Genomic DNA, 15171 nt, shown 5'->3' on the forward strand with positions numbered 1-15171 from the left:
ACTGGGTGTGCCTGCGCAGCGACCCGACCGTCTGCTCCAACCGGGTCACGACGACGTTCTGACACGTGCCTTCCGGAGGCCTCGAGGCGGCGTCGCATCTCCGCGGGGAGGTGCCAACGGGCCCTAACCGGTCGGTTGGTACGCTCCGCCCCGCGGCGACCCAGCGAGGACGAACGTGCAGCCCCACCGGCGCAACGAGGACTTCCGCGCCGTGCTCGCCAAGCTGTCGCCGGGGACCGTGCTGCGCGAGGCCGTCCAACGGGTCATCGCTGGTCACCGCGGGGCGCTGATCGTCATCGGGATGAACTCCCAGGTCGAGCCGGTGATCTCCGGTGGCTTCGACGTGGACATCAACTGCACCGCACAGCGCCTGTCCGAGCTGGCGAAGATGGACGGGGCGATCATCCTCTCCGACGACGGGGAGCGGATCCTGCGTGCCAACGTCCATCTGGTCCCCAACCCGTCGATCAGCACCGACGAGACCGGCACGCGCCACCGCACGGCCGAGCGCGTCGCCAGGCAGTGCAAGGTCCCGGTGATCTCGGTCAGCGAATCGATGCGGATCGTGACCCTGTACATCAACAGCGGGAAGATCGTCCTGGAGGACGTCTCGTCGCTGTTGGTCCGGGCGAACCAGGCCCTGGCGACCCTGGAGCGGTACCGGGTGCGACTCGACGAGGGTTCCGCCTCGCTGTCAGCCCTCGAGATCGAGGACAACGTCACCGTCCGCGATGTCGTACAGGTGCTGCAGCGCGCCGAGATGGTCGTCCGCATCGCCGAGGAGATCGAGGACTACGTCGTCGAGCTCGGCAGCGAAGGGCGGCTGATCCAGCTGCAACTCGACGAACTGATGTCGCAGGTGCAAGACGAGCGCGCCCTGGTCGTGCAGGATTACCTGGCCGACCGGCGCCGCAAGCTCGAGACCGTCCTCGACGAGCTGTCTTCGCTTTCCACCGAGGAGCTCCTCGAGCTGGAACGGATCGCCAAAGCACTGGCCTACGACCCCGACGAGGTCGATCAGGCGGTGGCGCCCCGCGGCTACCGGCTGCTGGCCAAGATCCCGCGGCTCCCCGACCCGGTGATCGAGAAGCTGATCAAGCGGTTCACCAACCTGCAGGGCGTCATGGCCGCGAGCCTGGAGGACCTCGACGACGTCGAAGGAGTCGGCGCGGCACGGGCCCGGTCGATCAAAGACGGGTTGGCACGCCTGGCCGAATCATCGCTTCTGGAACGCTACGTATGACACTGTTCACCCAGTGCATTGTTGAGGGGCTCCTGGGGCCTGTGATAGCCTGGGATCACACATCCCCGAGATCGAAGGCCCGAACCCGGGCGCGACGCCGATGGGCCGAGCTAGCCGTGACAGGGCCATGACGCATCTTCGATGTGCCTAGCCACCGCGGCGACGCGAGCCCAGGCCCCGTGCCGCAGCCACGTCTAGCAAGGAGTTCCTATGGTCTTCACCGTCGGCGACACCGTCGTCTACCCGCACCACGGCGCCGCGATCATCGAGAAGGTGGAGACCCGCGAACTGAGAGGTGAGACGCGCGAGTACTTCGTTCTCCGCCTGACATACGGCGACCTGACCGTCATGGTCCCTCAGGACTCGGTCGAGGAGTGCGGTGTCCGCGACGTGGTGACCAAGAAGGAGGTCGAGAAGGTCCTCGACATCCTGCGCCAGCCCGAAGGCAAGCAGGCCGGCAACTGGTCACGGCGGTTCAAGGCCAACTACGAGAAGCTTCGCTCGGGGGACATCTACCAGGTCGCCGAGGTGCTCCGTAACCTCTGCACGCGGGAGAAGGACAAGGGCCTGTCAGCCGGAGAGAAGCGCATGCTGACCAAGGCCAAGCAGATCCTGCTGTCCGAGCTCGCCGTCGCGATCAAGAAGGACGAAGAGAAGGCCGAGGAGCTGGTCAACAAGACCCTCGCCGAGGCGCAGGGCTGACCCGACCGAGGCCATCACCTCACAGCAGTACCCTCACGGCCATGCGGACGCGCGAGGCCGGCGACCGAACCGACGACGCGGGTTCCCCTCCGCGCGCACCGGCTGATCCCCGTCCCGCTCCGACCCCGACGCGACGTGGGGGCGCTCCGTGGGCGGTTGAGCTGATCCGGTTGGCGGTCGTCCTGAGTTTCACCGCCGCCGGCTTCGCCGTCGGGCCACCCGTCGATGCGCTCTTAGGTCCCGATGTGGCGCCGGTGGATCTGACGACCACCCGTCTGATCGCGTCGGTGCTGGGCGCGTTGGTCGGCTACGTCGCCGGAGGGGTCCTCGGCCGTGGCTTCCTGTCCGGCGTCGACGCCGCCGAGGCCCGTCTACGCCGTATCGACGCGGCCGTGTTGGTCTCGGCGGTGCTCGGCGCCGCTGTCGCCGGGCTGCTGGCCGCGCTCCTCCTCACGCCGGTCCTGGTCCTTCCGTACAAGGCGGTCACGGTGCCGGCGGCGATGACCGTCGCTGCGATCGCGATGTACGTCGGTGGTCGGCTCGGTGCTGCCCGCGGTGGTGACCTGCTGCGCTTCCTGGGCGCTCGAGGTCGCATCGAGGTCACCTCGCCGACCCGCGGTGGCATCACCAAGCTCGTCGACACCTCCGCGCTGATCGACGGGCGGATCCTCGAGGTCGCCCGTGGTGGGTTCCTGGAGGGGACCGTGGTCATCCCGCGCTTCATCCTCGAGGAGCTGCAGCGCCTGGCCGACACCGAGGAGCCGCGGCGGCGACGCGCCGGCCGCCGCGGCCTGGAGGCCCTGCAGCGCCTGCAACACGAACAGGTCGTCGGTGTGGAGGTCACCGACGACGACGTCGCGCAGTTCGCCGACGTCGACGCGAAGCTCGCCGCACTCGCCCGTGAGCGGCGCGCGGCGTTGCTGACGGTCGACGCGAACCTGTCCCGTGTCGCCGAGATCTCCGGCGTGCGGGTGCTCAACCTGCACGCGCTGGCCGAGGCGCTCCGCCCGCCCGTCCTGCCCGGCGACCGCATCGAGATCCGGATCAACAAGCCGGGCCGTGAACCGGGCCAGGGCGTCGGGTACCTGCCTGACGGCACGATGGTCGTCGTCGAGCGCGCCCGCCCACACGTCGGGGAGCAGGTGACCGCGGAGGTCGCGTCGCTGTTGCAGAACCGCAACGGGCGCATGGTCTTCGCGACCCTGCAGGACCAGTGAGCGTCGCCCCGCAGGGGCGACGGAGGTGTACCAATGAGCCGCGCGGTGTCCCCGTGAGCGAGGTCACCGCGGTCGTGGTCGCGGCCGGCCGCGGGCAGCGACTCGCCGACGCTGGCGCCGGCCGGCCCAAGGCGCTGGTCGAGATCGACGGACGGCCCCTCCTGGACCTCGCGCTCACCACCCTGCGGGCCGTGCCGGCCATCACCGCCGTCGTGGTGGTTCACCCGCCGGGCGCCGGATCCGACTTCCGCGCCGTCGCCGGCAGCGACGTGGCCTTGGTCGCGGGCGGTCCGAGCCGGTCAGCTAGCGTCCGCTGCGGGGTGAAGGCGCTCGTGCCGGGGAGCGAGCTGGTGGCCATCCACGACGCCGCCCGCCCGCTGGTGCCCCCGGCCGTGATCGCCGACGCGGTCGAGGCCGTAACCGGCGACGTGGTGGCGGCGGCTCCCGGTCTGCCGGTGACCGACACGTTGAAGCGGGTGGGCACCGGCGGTGACGTGGTCGCCACGGTCGGGCGTGGTGGCCTGTGGGCGGTCCACACCCCGCAGGTGATCCGCCGCGACGTCCTCGAACGGACGCTCGACTGGGCGCACGGTCGCGACGCCACCGACGACCTATCCCTCGTCGAGGAAGCCATCGCCGCAGGTGCCGTGGTCGGCCGGGTTCGGCTGGTGCGGGGCGACCCGCGCGGCCTGAAGGTCACCCACCCCGAGGATCTTCTGCTCGCCGCCGCGATCGTTCGTGGGACCCGTCCGTGAGGGTCGGGACCGGCTTCGACGTGCACGCCTTCGCCGACGATCGCTCCCGACCGCTGGTGCTGGCCGGGGTCGAGATCCCCGGCGCGCCCGGGCTGGCCGGCCACTCCGACGCCGACGTGGTCGCGCACGCGTTCGCCGACGCCTTGTTGGGCGCCGCAGCGCTGGGCGACCTGGGCAGCCAGTTCGGGGTCGACGATCCCGGCCTGGCCGGAACCTCCTCGCTGGAGCTGCTGGCCCGCGTCGCGACACAGGTTGCGGCGGTCGGCTGGCGCATCAGCAACCTCGACTGCGTGGTCGTGGCACAACGTCCGCCTCTGGCGACGTTCCGCGACGAGATGCGCGTCCGGGTGGCGACCCGACTCGGCCTGCCCCACGGTGACGTCTCGGTGAAGATCACCTCCACCGACCGCCTCGGTGCGGTCGGCCGGGCTGAGGGGATCGCGTGCCTGGCCACGTGTTGCATCGTCCGGTCGGGTTCGGACGGTGCCCCGCCCCCCGTTTAGGCTGCGAGCGGCGCGACCGCCAGGAGCCGATGGCGATCAACATCTACGACACACTCGCACGCAGGAAGGTCCCCTTCCAACCGCGTGATGATGGCCGCGCGGCGGTGTACGTCTGCGGCCCGACCGTCTACGGCGACCCCCACATCGGTCACGGCCGGTTCGCCGTCGTGTTCGACATCTTCCACCGCTACCTGCGCTACCGCGGTTACGACACGACGTTCGTGATGAACATCACCGACATCGACGACAAGATCATCGCGCGCGCGGCGCACGAGGGCGTGTCGGCGTTCCAGATCGGCGACCGGTACGCACGGACCTGGAACCGGGCCATGGACGCGCTGGGCGTGATCCCCCCCGACGTGCAGCCGCGCGCCACGGGACACGTCGGCGAGATGCAGCGGCTGATCCAGGACCTGATCGACCGGGGTCACGCCTACGTCTCGGACGGCAACGTCCTGTTCCGGGTGCGATCCTTCCCCGGGTACGGCCGGCTGTCGCGGCGGCGGCTGGAGGACGCGCAGCAACCCAGCGACGTGGCCGAGGTCGTCAAGGAGGATGCCACGGACTTCGCGCTGTGGAAGGCCGCCAAGCCAGGCGAGCCCAGCTGGCCGTCGCCGTGGGGTGACGGCCGGCCTGGCTGGCACATCGAGTGTTCGGCGATGGCCGCCAAGCACCTGGGGCACGGCTTCGACGTGCACGGCGGCGGGGTCGACCTCATCTTCCCCCACCACGAGAACGAGATCGCGCAGCACGAAGCGGTCCACGGGCCTCCGTTCGCGCGCTACTGGATGCACAACGGGATGCTGGAGTTCGCCGAGAGCAAGATGTCCAAGAGCGTCGGGAACGTCGTCGGGATCGACGACGCGCTCGCCCGCTGGGGTCGTGGCCCGCTGCGACTGTGGTACGCGACCTCCGGGTACCGCAGCCCCCTGATGTTCAGCGAGGAGCTGATCGACGAGGCCGGGAACGCGTTCGAACGCATCGTGACGTTCGTGCGCAACGCGCGGGCCGCCGCTGACGAGGTCGAGCCGTCCCGCGAGGCGGGGCGTCGGCACGTTGCCGCCTTCGAGGAGGCCCTCGACGACGACCTGAACTTGCCCGGTGCGCTGGCGGCGCTGCACGAGGCGGTCAACACGGGCAACGAGTGGTTCGGTCGGGCAGACGCCGGCGAACGCGACGCACAGGCCGCGGTCCGCGGCGTGGCCGAGACCGTGGTGAGGTTGGGCGACGACGTCCTGGGGTTGGGCATCGCCGCAACGCTCCGGCCAGCCGAGGAACTCGGGCGCCGGTTCGGCCCGATGGTCGAGGAGCTGCTCCGGCGACGCGACGCCGCCCGCTCCGAGCGCGACTTCGCGACGGCCGACGCGATCCGTGACCTGCTCGGACGGGCGGGCATCACCGTCGAGGACCGGCCCGGAGGACCACGGTGGCACATCGAGCCGGACACCTTCCGCCACGACGGCGCGGAGCCGCTCGCCGTTGAGCAGCAGGCCGCGGAGCTCCCCACCGCCCAGATCTGATCGATGCCGTCGCGTCGGACGGGGCGCCAGCCGCCGCGGATCGTGCCGGGCCTACACCCGGTGCGTGAGCTGCTGCGTGCAGGCACCGACGTGGCCGAGATCCACATCGACCCGTCCCGGCGCCAGTCACCGGTCCTGGGCGAGATCCGTGATATGGCCCGCGCGTCGGGGACCGCGGTGGTCGACAGCGACCGCCATCAGCTCGACGACCTCGCTGGCGGCGTGGCCCACCAGGGTGTCGTCGCGGTCGCAGCCCCTTACCGCTACCGCGACGTGGACGACGTCGTGGCGGCGGTGCCGCCCCGACAGCCGCCGCTCCTCGTCGCCCTCGACGGCGTCACCGACCCGCACAACCTCGGGTCGGTCGCCCGGACAGCCGAGGCGGTCGGGGCGCACGGCCTGCTCGTCCCTGCGCGCCGGGCGGTCGGGGTCACTCCCGCTGCCGAGAAGGCCGCGGCCGGGGCGCTCGCGTACCTCCCCGTCGCACAGGTCACCAACCTGGTCCGCACCCTGACTGCCTTGGCGGTGCGTCCGGTGTGGTCGGTCGGCCTGGATACAGGCGGAGACCTCTCCATCTTCGACTGCGAACTGCTGGCTGAACCGGTCGTCGTCGTCGTCGGGGCGGAGGGACGCGGCTTGAGCCGTCTGGTGGCTGACACCTGCGACCAGCTGGCGGCTCTGCCGATGCGTGGCCGGGTCGCGTCGCTCAACGCCTCGGTCGCGGCAGCCGTGGCGTTGTACGAAGCGCTGCGGCGCAGGGGATGACGGCCCGCTTCCTCGAAAGGTGCCTGCGACGTCGGCCGCTGTGTGGGTGGGCGCGGCTACGCTGGGGGAGCGGTCAGCGTCCGTTCGTCATCGCTCGGTCGTCGGATCGTTGCGGATACTGCGCGCGGACGTGTCGGTGGGAGGTCGCGGCGGATGGGCCATGCCCGGCTGTGGGGCCCGGACGAGCGCCGCCCTGCCGCGACCGTGCTGTCCGACGAAGACCTCGTGGACCTGGCCCGCGACGGCGACGAGCACGCTATCCGCGAGCTGATCGGCCGCTACCGGCGCTTCGCGCGCTCCAGGGCCCGCTCCTACTTCCTGATCGGTGGCGACCGTGAGGACGTCGTCCAGGAGGGGATGATCGGGCTGTACAAAGCGATCCGTGACTACGTCGGCGATCACGACTCGACGTTCCGTTCGTTCGCGGAGCTGTGCATCACCCGCCAGATCCTGACGGCCATCAGGTCGGCTACGCGCCGCAAGCACGCCCCGCTCAACTCCTACGTGTCCTTCGACCGGCCGCAGTGGCTGGCGGACCAGGAGGTCGGCACGGTCGGTGACACGGTCGCGGTCGAGCCCGACGCCGATCCGGCGCGGATCCTGATCGCATCGGATGAGCGACGTGCGCTGGAGGAGGCGTGTCAGGGGCTGCTGTCCCGGCTCGAAGCCGCGGTGCTCGAGCTGTACGTCGACGGGCGCAGCTACCGAGAGATCGCCGACCACCTCGGCCGGCACGTGAAAGCGGTCGACAACGCCCTGCAGCGCATCAAGCGCAAGCTCGAGGACCACCTGCGTGACGGGGGTGGCGATGACGGTCGGATCGAGCGCTCGATCGACCAGCGCTGATCCGCACTGGAGCCGGGTGTCGGACTCGAACCGACGACATCGCGTTTACAAGACGCGTGCTCTACCACCTGAGCTAACCCGGCGGACAGGGGTGAGGGTACCGCCCGGGGCCGCAGCGGTGCCGCCTAGTTGCACGTATGTGGTTCGCCCGGCATGCTCGCGCCATGACCGGGGAGGCAGCGCCGATGGGTCACCACACCGACGCGGAAGAGGACCATCTCGACGCCCGTGACCGCGCCATCCTCGATTTCGAGCGGGAGTGGTGGAAGGTGGCTGGCGCCAAGGAGCAGGGGATCCGCCAGCGGTTCGACGTGTCCCCGACCCGCTACTACCAGCTCCTCAACCGTCTGATCGACGACGACGCCGCGCTGGCGTACGACCCGATGCTCGTCAAGCGGCTGCGACGCCTCCGTGCCGCCCGGCAGCGTCGGCGGGCCGCCCGCCGTCTGGGCACCGACTCCTCCGCTGACCGGTGAGCAAGCATCTCGAAGACGGCGACCGCAGCTTCGTCGCGTCCGTCGTCCGCCACCTCCTGGCCGGCGTGGCGCTGGTCGCCACGGTGGCGGCGGCGTTCTGGGGAGTCGGGCGGCTGCAGACGACGCCAACCGAGGTCGAGGTCGGGACGGGAACGACGCAGGAGCCCACCGTCGAGACGCCCGCCGTCACCGCCACCGAGGACGCTCCCACCATCGAAGACACGGCTGCTGTGCAGGATCCGCCCACCGCCACGTCGCCCACGGCCACGTCGCCGACCGTCACCCCGACTGACCCCGCCACGTCGACCGTGCCTGCCGTCGACCCGTCGCAGGTCACGGTGCAGGTCCTCGACGCCACCTCGGACGGTGGCGGCCGCGCCGCGCACGCCGCCCGTACCCTCCGCGAGGCCGGATACAGGGTGGTGGCCGTCAACCGGGCTGTGCGCAGCTACGCCCGGACGACGGTGTTCTACACGGCCGATCAGACCGTCGAGGCCCAAGCGGTCGCCGCGGCGCTGCCCAGCGAGGACGAGGTCATCGAGGCCAAGCCCGACAGCCTGTCCGACTCCGTCAAGGTCCACGTCGTCGTCGGGACCGACTACCCCAAACCGTGAAGCCCAGGCCGCAACCTGGGCCGATGCTCGTGTCGGCCGGCCGCTGTGGCCGGCCGGTCGGGTAGCGTCGCGTCGGCGCGAGACGGACGGGACGCGGATGTGACCGACGAGCGCGAGCGCCGGGCCCGGCTGTGGTTCTGGTGGACGTGGACGGTCATCGGGATCGTCGCGTTGCTGTACGTGGCCTGGCAGCTGTTGGAGCGACCGCTGGCGATCGCCGTCCCGCCGCTGGCGCTCGCGGTCGTGATCGTCTACGTCCTCAACCCGGTCGTGCGCAGGCTCGCCGCCCGTGGCGTTCCCCGCGTGGCCGGGACCGCGCTGGCGTACGTCGTCCTGATCGGCGCGGTGGTCGCGGGCGTCTCGCTCCTCGTCCCGGTGATCGGCGAACAGGTCGCCGCGTTGGGCGACCGCGCTCCGGAGATGGGCCGGTCGTTGCAGGATGCGGTCAACCGCCAGCTGGACACCTTGGGGATCGACTACCGCCTCGAGCTGGACTCCGAGTCGCTGCAGGCGCAAGAGACGGTCCGTCAGTACCTGCTCGGGCGGACCGGGGCGCAGTTCGGCCAGATCCTCGAGAGTGCCGGATCGGTGGCCCGCGGCATCCTCCACGCCGCGGTGATCGTCCTGCTCGGCCCCGTCCTCGCCTTCTACCTCCTCGCCGACCTGCCCAACGTCATGGAATCGTTGCGACGGATCATCCCGCCGGGACAGCGATCTGAGGTCGTGTCCGTCGCGGAGGGGATCATGGCGCGTGTCGGGGGCTACTTCCGCGGTCAGCTGCTGGTCGCGACCTTCGTCGGCGTGGCGACCTCCGCCGGGCTGCTGGCTGTTGGGTTGCCGTTCTGGGCACTGGTCGGGCTGATCACCGGCGTGTTCAACCTCGTCCCGCTGATCGGGCCGTTCGTCGGGGGAGCGATCGGCGTGGTGGTGGCGCTCACCGCTGGCGACGGACTGTCACAGGCCGTCTGGGTGGTCCTGGTGATGGCGGTGGTGCAGCAGGTCGACAACCACGTCATCAGCCCCAACGTCATGTCGCGCACGGTGGAGATGCACCCGATCACCGTGATGCTCGGCCTGCTCGTCGCTGGATCGCTGTACGGCATCGTTGGCATGCTGGTGGCGGTGCCTGCGATCGCCGCCGCCAAGCTGGTGCTGTTGCACCTGCTCGCCACGCGCGCCCCGTGGGCGACCGAGGACCTGCCGCGGCCGGCGACGGCGGGACGATCCCCACCGCAGGCGCCCACCGAGCTGCCGGGCACCGAGCCGGGCCCCGAGCCGGACACCGAGCCAGAGGACGCGCGCGCGCCGAGCTAGACCGGGTGCCAGCCGGCGCGGAACGCCGCCAGGGGAGGCCGCTCGGCGACGGTCACCTGCGTCTCGCCCAGCTGCAGGTTCCCGGAGCGATCACGTTGCGGGCGACGCAGCAGCGTTCCGACCTCTCCGGTCAGCCGCCCCTCCGCGCGGAGCCGCGTTGCGGCGACCTGCAGGATCTCGGCTGCCATCGCCGACAGCGCGGCCAGCGACTGGTGGGTGTGCCGGCGTGTGCCGAGGTCGACCTGGGCGATGGCGTCCGTCCCCCACCGGGCTGCCACATCGATCAGCAGGGCGAACTCGATCCCGTACCCGGCCACGAACGGGACCTGTTCCAGGACGCCGCGACGGCCCGCGTACTCCCCGGCCAGCGGCTGCACCAGCCCCGACAGGTGCGGCCAGAACGCCGCCAGCAGTGGGCGGGCCACCAGCTCGGTGACGCGCCCGCCGCCGGTCGGTTCGACCACGTCGCCGACGTGCAGCGGGCGGTCGTAGCAGGCCTTCGCCACCGCGATCCGCGCGTCAGCCAAGACAGGTGCGAGCAGGCCTGCCACGTAGCGCACGTCCGGTGCGTGCACGTCGGCGTCGAGGAACACCACGATGTCGCCACCGGTGACGGCGAGACCCTTCCACAGCGCATCGCCCTTCCCTCCAGGCGGGCCCGCCTCGGGCAGCACCGCCCGCTGATCGACGACCCGGGCGCCGGCCGCGGCGGCGCGTTCCTGTGTCCCGTCGGTCGAGCCGCCGTCGACCACGACGACCTCGTCGACGAGCCCGGGGACCTCTCGCGTCGCCGCGACCACCCCGGCGACGGTCCCCGCCTCGTCGACCGCGGGGATCACCACCGCGACGCGGTCGCCGACGAGCCGTCGGTGCGCGGCCACCGCCGCCGGGTCGACCTCCTGCCAGCGCCACGGCCGGTGAGGGAACCAGGTGGCTGACGCTGCCATGTCTCCGGCTCCGGTCGAGGCCGTACGGACGGCCGTCCCCGGCTGCGATTTGCCAGGGACGGCCACGGATGGCACCGTACTCGTGCGGCGACGCCGCCCGGAGCGGCTCGACGTGGCATGATCCGGACGCCCATCCGGAGAGGTGGAGGGCTCGGGCCCGAAGAAGCCTCGGCAACCCTCCCGCGGACGCGGCGGGAACGGTGCCAAACCCGGTCTCCTTGAGCGGCGCCTACCGGCGCCGTGGAGTGGGACGATGGGCCGGCGGTTCGCATCCGCCTCCCCGGCCTACCCGCGGGAGGCTTCGAGGTACCGGCGCCCCCACGTCCGTGACCGACGTGAAGGACGCACGTGACCAGCTCCGACCAGCGGCTCGTCCGCAACGTCGCCGGGCTGCGCTGCCGCGAGTGTGGCAGCGAACAGCCGGTCGGCCCGAGCCACGTCTGCGGGTTCTGCTTCGGCCCGCTCGAACCCGTCTACGACGAGGCCGTCGTCGCCGCACGCGCACACCGCGACGTGATCACGGCGGGGCCGGCGACCCTGTGGCGGTACGCGCCGCTCCTGCCGATCGTCCGTGACGGGCCACTGCCCGACGACCTGGGGACCGGGCTGAGCCCGCTCCGCCCCGCCCCGCGGCTCGCCGCCCGGCTGGGGCTGGGCCGGCTGTGGCTGAAGGACGACACCCGCAACCCGTCGGGCTCGTTCAAGGACCGGGTGGTGTCCGTCGCGCTGCAGGCGGCGCACGCGTTCGGCATCGACACGCTGGCCTGCGCGTCGACGGGCAACCTCGCCAACTCGGTGGCGGCTCACGCGGCGCACGCTGGCATGGACGCGTACGTCTTCGTCCCCCACGACCTCGAGGAGGCCAAGATCGTCAGCTCCGCGGTGTACGGGGCCAACGTGGTGGCGGTGAAGGGCAGCTACGACGACGTCAACCGCCTCTGCGCGGAGGCCGCCGACGATCTGGGGTGGGGTTTCGCGAACGTCAACCTGCGCGCCTACTACGCGGAGGGGTCCAAGACGCTCGGTTTCGAGGTCGCCGAGCAGCTCGGGTGGCGCCTGCCCGACCACGTGGTCGTGCCGGTGGCGTCCGGCTCGCAGCTGACCAAGGTGCACCGCGCGTTCCGCGAGCTGGTCCGCCACGGTCTCGTCGAGGACCACCCGACGCGGATCTCTGGGGCGCAGGCGGCCGGATGCAACCCGGTCGCGGCCGCGTTCAAGGCCGGCCGCGACGTGATCCGGCCGGTCAAGGCGGACACGATCGCCAAGTCGCTGGCGATCGGCAACCCCGCCGACGGCTACTACGCGGTGAACGTGGTGCGCGACACCGGCGGCGAGGTCGACGACGTCACCGACGACGAGATCCGCGACGGCATGCGACTGCTGGCCGAGACCGAAGGCATCTTCGCCGAGACCGCCGGCGGCGTCACGATCGCCACCCTCGCCAAGCTGGCCAGTACGGGAGTGGTCACCGCCGGAGAAGAGGTCGTCGCGATGATCACCGGGAACGGCCTGAAGACCGTCGAGTCCCTCACCGGGCACGTCGGTCCGGCGTTCCACATCGAACCGTCCCTGGATGCCTTCGGGCGCCAGCTCCGCTCCCGCGGGTGACCGAAAGGGAACCGATGCCCGTCACCGTCCGCATCCCCAGTCCCCTGCGGAGCCTGTCCGACGGCGTGGCCGAGGCGCAGGTCGACGCGACCGACGTGCGCGGCACGATCGAACAGCTCGAGGCTGCCCACCCGGGCTTCCGCGAACGGCTCCTGGACGACGACGGCGAGCTGCGTCGCTTCGTCAACGTCTTCGTCCGCGACGAGGACGTCCGTTTCCTGGACGGCCTGGACACACCCGTCGAGGACGGTGACGTCGTCTCGATCGTCCCCGCCGTCGCCGGCGGCTGACCGCACCCGCTCGTGCGCGCACCGCGCATGCGTTCGTCCGATCGGCGTGCGCCTGGCAGGTTCCCCCGCCGTGGGCGCCCGCGTCGGGTGCACCGTCGCGCGTGGGGACGTTGACGGCCGACGAGACACGCGCGCCCGCGTCGCGCTGATCAGGAGCCTTCTCTTGCCTGCGATCTTCCACGTCCGCCGACTGCTGGTCGTGCTGGCCATCGTGGCGGTCGGCCCGGTGGGGCCGGCTCACGCCGACGACCCGTCGCTGTGGTTCCCACAGCAGCTGCCGGTGCAGTTCACCGACACCTGGGGCGAGGCCCGCGCGAGCGGACGGACCCACACGGGGACCGACATCATGGGCGCCCAGATGGATCAGGTCTACGCCGCCGCCTCGGGCGTGATCAGACGCGCGGCCGGCGAGGACTGCACACCCGGCACGTACTGCTCGTCATTCTCGCTGCTGATCAACGGTGACGACGGGCACAGCTACTTCTACGTGCACCTGAACAACGACACCCCGGGCCGACCGCAGGGCTGCGACGGGCTGGGCGGGGCGGACGGCGCGTTCGCCCCGCGCCTGGTGGACGTCCTGCGCCGCCGCGGCACCTTGGAGGGGGTCCGCGTCGAGCGCGGGGAGCACGTGGCGTACGTCGGTTCGTCGGGCAACGCCCCATGCGGTGTCGACCACACCCACTTCGAGATCTGGCACGGCCACGACTGGGGCAGCCCCAAGATCAACCCCTACCCGGCCTTGCGTGCGGCGTTCGACGCCGGGCGGGTATGGGACGCCGAGGGCGCGCCTCCGCCGCCGGGGCGGTACGACCGTGTGGCGGGCCGCAACCGCATCGAAACCGCCGTCGCGCTGTCGCAGCACAGCTTCTCCTCCGCCACCACGGTGGTGATCGCGCCGGCCAACTTCCACGTCGAGCCGCTCGCCGCTGCGCCGCTGGCCGCGAAGCTCGGCGGGCCCGTACTGACCGTCTGGGCGGAAGGACCCGATGTCGTCCCCCAGGTGGTCGCCGATGAGATCGGCCGGCTCGGCGCGACGCGGGCGGTGCTGGTCGGCACGCCCGAGCGCCTCTCGAGCGACGCGGAACGCGAGCTCGTCGAGGAGGCGGGACTGGCCGCCGCCCACCTGCGTCGCATCGCGGGGAGCGACCCGTTCGAGGTCGCGGGCAACGTCGCCCGGGAGGTCCTGCAAGGAGCGAGCGGACCGGTCTCACCCCTGCTGGCTCTGGGCTCCCACAGCGACCCCAACCGGTCCTGGCCGGACGCGCTCGCCGGGAGCGTCGTCGCCGCCCGTCAGGGCGTGCCCGTGCTGCTCACCCGCGAGGACCGCCTGCCCGACGCGACCCGGCAGCTCCTGGCCCGTGCTGACGTCAGCGAGGTCCGCATCGTCGGCGGCCATGTCGCGATCGACCCCGCCGTGGAGGACGAGGTCCGCGTCCTCGGCCACGCCACCCGCCGGGTGTTCGGGCCCACCCGCCACGAGACGTCTCTGCGGCTGGCAGAGGAGCTGCTCGGCGCCGGCACGGCGAGCGCGGCCGAGGTGTACGTCGCGACCGGGGGGAACTTCCCCGATGCGGTCGCTGCCGGACCGGCGGTCGCCCGCACCGGCCACGTCCTGGTCCTGGCCGACGGGGCCGACGCTGACCTGCAGTACGAGTTGTGGCCGTGGCTGCGCGACCGGGCAGCCGAGATCGAGACGGTCCACGCCGTCGGCGGGACCGCGGCGGTCAGCGACCCGGTCCTGCGCCGGGTCGCGTCGTTCGCGAACTGGCCACGGTGAGCGGCACGGGGACGTGGTGGCGCGTCGTGCGACACGCTTCGTTGAGGCCGTCTCACCGTGGCTGGTCGCTGACCGGCCCGTCGCCGGGGCGCCACCGGATCGCCACTGGCGTAGGGTTCAGCGACCCTTGCATCGCCGGATCGGAGGTCGACCATGGCGGAGGACCAGCAGGGTGAGCCGGAGGAGGTCGAGTCCGCCTTCGAGCTGACCGTCGAGGAGGGCAAGCGCCGCCTCACCCGGACGATCCCCGCTCTGGTCGGGACCGGCCTGGCCGCCGGCGTGGACGTCAGCATCGGGATCTTCGCGATGATGCTCGTCCTCCACCACACCGACGACAACCTCCTGGCAGGGGCGATCGCGTTCTCGTTCGGGTTCATCGCGCTGACCCTGGCCCGCAGCGAGCTGTTCACCGAGAACTTCCTCGTCCCGATCGCCGGGATGCTCGGGACCGAACACGGCGTGTACTCGATCCTGCGGCTGTGGACCGGCACGGCGGTGCTCAACCTCGCCGGCGGGTGGGTCGTGGCCGCCCTGGTCATCAGCGGCTTCCCGCAACTACGTCCGGTCGCGATCAAACTCGGCGAGCACTTC

At 71.5% G+C, this 15171-nt stretch carries 16 protein-coding genes, 1 tRNA gene and 1 riboswitch; of the genes, 15 read left to right on the plus strand and 2 right to left on the minus strand.

What is annotated here, in order from left to right; translation table 11 throughout:
* Positions 1–175: 175 nt before the first annotated feature.
* The 8 genes from disA to sigH all read left to right on the plus strand — a co-directional run bounded on the left by disA (position 176) and on the right by sigH (position 7551).
* On the plus strand, positions 176–1243 hold the full coding sequence (disA, locus tag M3N57_11560; protein MDP9023305.1) for a DNA integrity scanning diadenylate cyclase DisA: 1068 nt from the start codon (positions 176–178) through the stop codon (positions 1241–1243).
* A 210-nt stretch (positions 1244–1453) separates the two neighbouring features.
* Positions 1454–1945 (plus strand): CarD family transcriptional regulator, encoded by a 492-nt coding sequence (locus M3N57_11565; GenBank protein MDP9023306.1) that lies wholly within the window; start codon positions 1454–1456, stop codon positions 1943–1945.
* Between the two features lie 41 nt (positions 1946–1986).
* A complete protein-coding gene (locus tag M3N57_11570; protein MDP9023307.1) occupies positions 1987–3162 on the plus strand; it encodes a TRAM domain-containing protein in 1176 nt (391 codons plus the stop codon).
* Positions 3163–3215: 53 nt separating this feature from the next.
* Positions 3216–3917, plus strand: a complete 702-nt coding sequence (ispD, locus tag M3N57_11575; protein MDP9023308.1) for a 2-C-methyl-D-erythritol 4-phosphate cytidylyltransferase — start codon at positions 3216–3218, stop codon at positions 3915–3917.
* The gene (gene ispF, locus M3N57_11580; protein MDP9023309.1) at positions 3914–4420 is read left to right on the plus strand and encodes a 2-C-methyl-D-erythritol 2,4-cyclodiphosphate synthase; all 507 of its coding nucleotides are present in this window, start codon (positions 3914–3916) and stop codon (positions 4418–4420) included. The genes ispD and ispF overlap by 4 nt, the downstream gene beginning before the upstream one ends.
* Before the next feature lie 29 nt (positions 4421–4449).
* Positions 4450–5940 (plus strand): cysteine--tRNA ligase, encoded by a 1491-nt coding sequence (gene cysS / locus M3N57_11585; protein MDP9023310.1) that lies wholly within the window; start codon positions 4450–4452, stop codon positions 5938–5940.
* Between the two features lie 60 nt (positions 5941–6000).
* A complete protein-coding gene (gene rlmB / locus M3N57_11590) occupies positions 6001–6705 on the plus strand; it encodes a 23S rRNA (guanosine(2251)-2'-O)-methyltransferase RlmB (GenBank protein ID MDP9023311.1) in 705 nt (234 codons plus the stop codon).
* A 153-nt stretch (positions 6706–6858) separates the two neighbouring features.
* Positions 6859–7551, plus strand: a complete 693-nt coding sequence (gene sigH, locus M3N57_11595; protein ID MDP9023312.1) for an RNA polymerase sporulation sigma factor SigH — start codon at positions 6859–6861, stop codon at positions 7549–7551.
* A 7-nt stretch (positions 7552–7558) separates the two neighbouring features.
* Here sigH and M3N57_11600 read toward each other — a convergent pair.
* Positions 7559–7634 (minus strand) — tRNA-Thr (locus M3N57_11600).
* A 102-nt stretch (positions 7635–7736) separates the two neighbouring features.
* On the opposite strand from M3N57_11600, the gene M3N57_11605 reads away from it, so the two are divergent.
* From M3N57_11605 to M3N57_11615, 3 genes are all read left to right on the plus strand, one after another.
* Positions 7737–8027 (plus strand): DUF3263 domain-containing protein, encoded by a 291-nt coding sequence (locus tag M3N57_11605; GenBank protein MDP9023313.1) that lies wholly within the window; start codon positions 7737–7739, stop codon positions 8025–8027.
* Positions 8024–8641: a LytR C-terminal domain-containing protein gene (locus tag M3N57_11610; protein ID MDP9023314.1), complete on the plus strand. Its 618-nt coding sequence runs from the start codon at positions 8024–8026 to the stop codon at positions 8639–8641. Before M3N57_11605 ends, M3N57_11610 begins: the two co-directional genes overlap by 4 nt.
* A 99-nt stretch (positions 8642–8740) precedes the next feature.
* Positions 8741–9955, plus strand: a complete 1215-nt coding sequence (locus M3N57_11615) for an AI-2E family transporter (GenBank protein MDP9023315.1) — start codon at positions 8741–8743, stop codon at positions 9953–9955.
* Here M3N57_11615 and M3N57_11620 read toward each other — a convergent pair.
* A complete protein-coding gene (locus M3N57_11620) occupies positions 9952–10902 on the minus strand; it encodes a glucosyl-3-phosphoglycerate synthase (GenBank protein MDP9023316.1) in 951 nt (316 codons plus the stop codon). The genes M3N57_11615 and M3N57_11620 overlap by 4 nt on opposite strands.
* A gap of 127 nt (positions 10903–11029) precedes the next feature.
* A riboswitch (SAM riboswitch) is annotated at positions 11030–11162 on the plus strand.
* A gap of 88 nt (positions 11163–11250) precedes the next feature.
* Between M3N57_11620 and thrC the strand changes: the two genes are divergently transcribed.
* The 4 genes from thrC to M3N57_11640 form a co-directional block, all read left to right on the plus strand.
* The gene (gene thrC, locus M3N57_11625) at positions 11251–12510 is read left to right on the plus strand and encodes a threonine synthase (GenBank protein MDP9023317.1); all 1260 of its coding nucleotides are present in this window, start codon (positions 11251–11253) and stop codon (positions 12508–12510) included.
* Between the two features lie 14 nt (positions 12511–12524).
* Positions 12525–12800, plus strand: coding sequence for a MoaD/ThiS family protein (locus tag M3N57_11630; protein ID MDP9023318.1), 276 nt, complete (start codon positions 12525–12527; stop codon positions 12798–12800).
* 163 nt (positions 12801–12963) lie between these two features.
* Positions 12964–14580, plus strand: coding sequence for a cell wall-binding repeat-containing protein (locus M3N57_11635; GenBank protein ID MDP9023319.1), 1617 nt, complete (start codon positions 12964–12966; stop codon positions 14578–14580).
* A 153-nt stretch (positions 14581–14733) separates the two neighbouring features.
* On the plus strand, positions 14734–15171 hold a 438-nt coding region (locus M3N57_11640), incomplete at its 3' end, for a formate/nitrite transporter family protein (GenBank protein MDP9023320.1).

The organism is Actinomycetota bacterium, from assembly GCA_030776725.1.
Taxonomy (GTDB): Bacteria; Actinomycetota; Nitriliruptoria; order Nitriliruptorales; family JAHWKO01; genus JAHWKW01.

Bases quoted from the DNA above. Each gene is read 5' to 3' on its own strand.
- M3N57_11565 (MDP9023306.1), top strand. From the start codon at position 1,454: ATGGTCTTCACCGTCGGCGACACCGTCGTCTACCCGCACCACGGCGCC.
- M3N57_11570 (MDP9023307.1), top strand. From the start codon at position 1,987: ATGCGGACGCGCGAGGCCGGCGACCGAACCGACGACGCGGGTTCCCCT.
- cysS (MDP9023310.1), top strand. From the start codon at position 4,450: ATGGCGATCAACATCTACGACACACTCGCACGCAGGAAGGTCCCCTTC.
- sigH (MDP9023312.1), top strand. From the start codon at position 6,859: ATGGGCCATGCCCGGCTGTGGGGCCCGGACGAGCGCCGCCCTGCCGCG.
- M3N57_11605 (MDP9023313.1), top strand. From the start codon at position 7,737: ATGGGTCACCACACCGACGCGGAAGAGGACCATCTCGACGCCCGTGAC.
- M3N57_11620 (MDP9023316.1), bottom strand. From the start codon at position 10,902: ATGGCAGCGTCAGCCACCTGGTTCCCTCACCGGCCGTGGCGCTGGCAG.
- M3N57_11630 (MDP9023318.1), top strand. From the start codon at position 12,525: ATGCCCGTCACCGTCCGCATCCCCAGTCCCCTGCGGAGCCTGTCCGAC.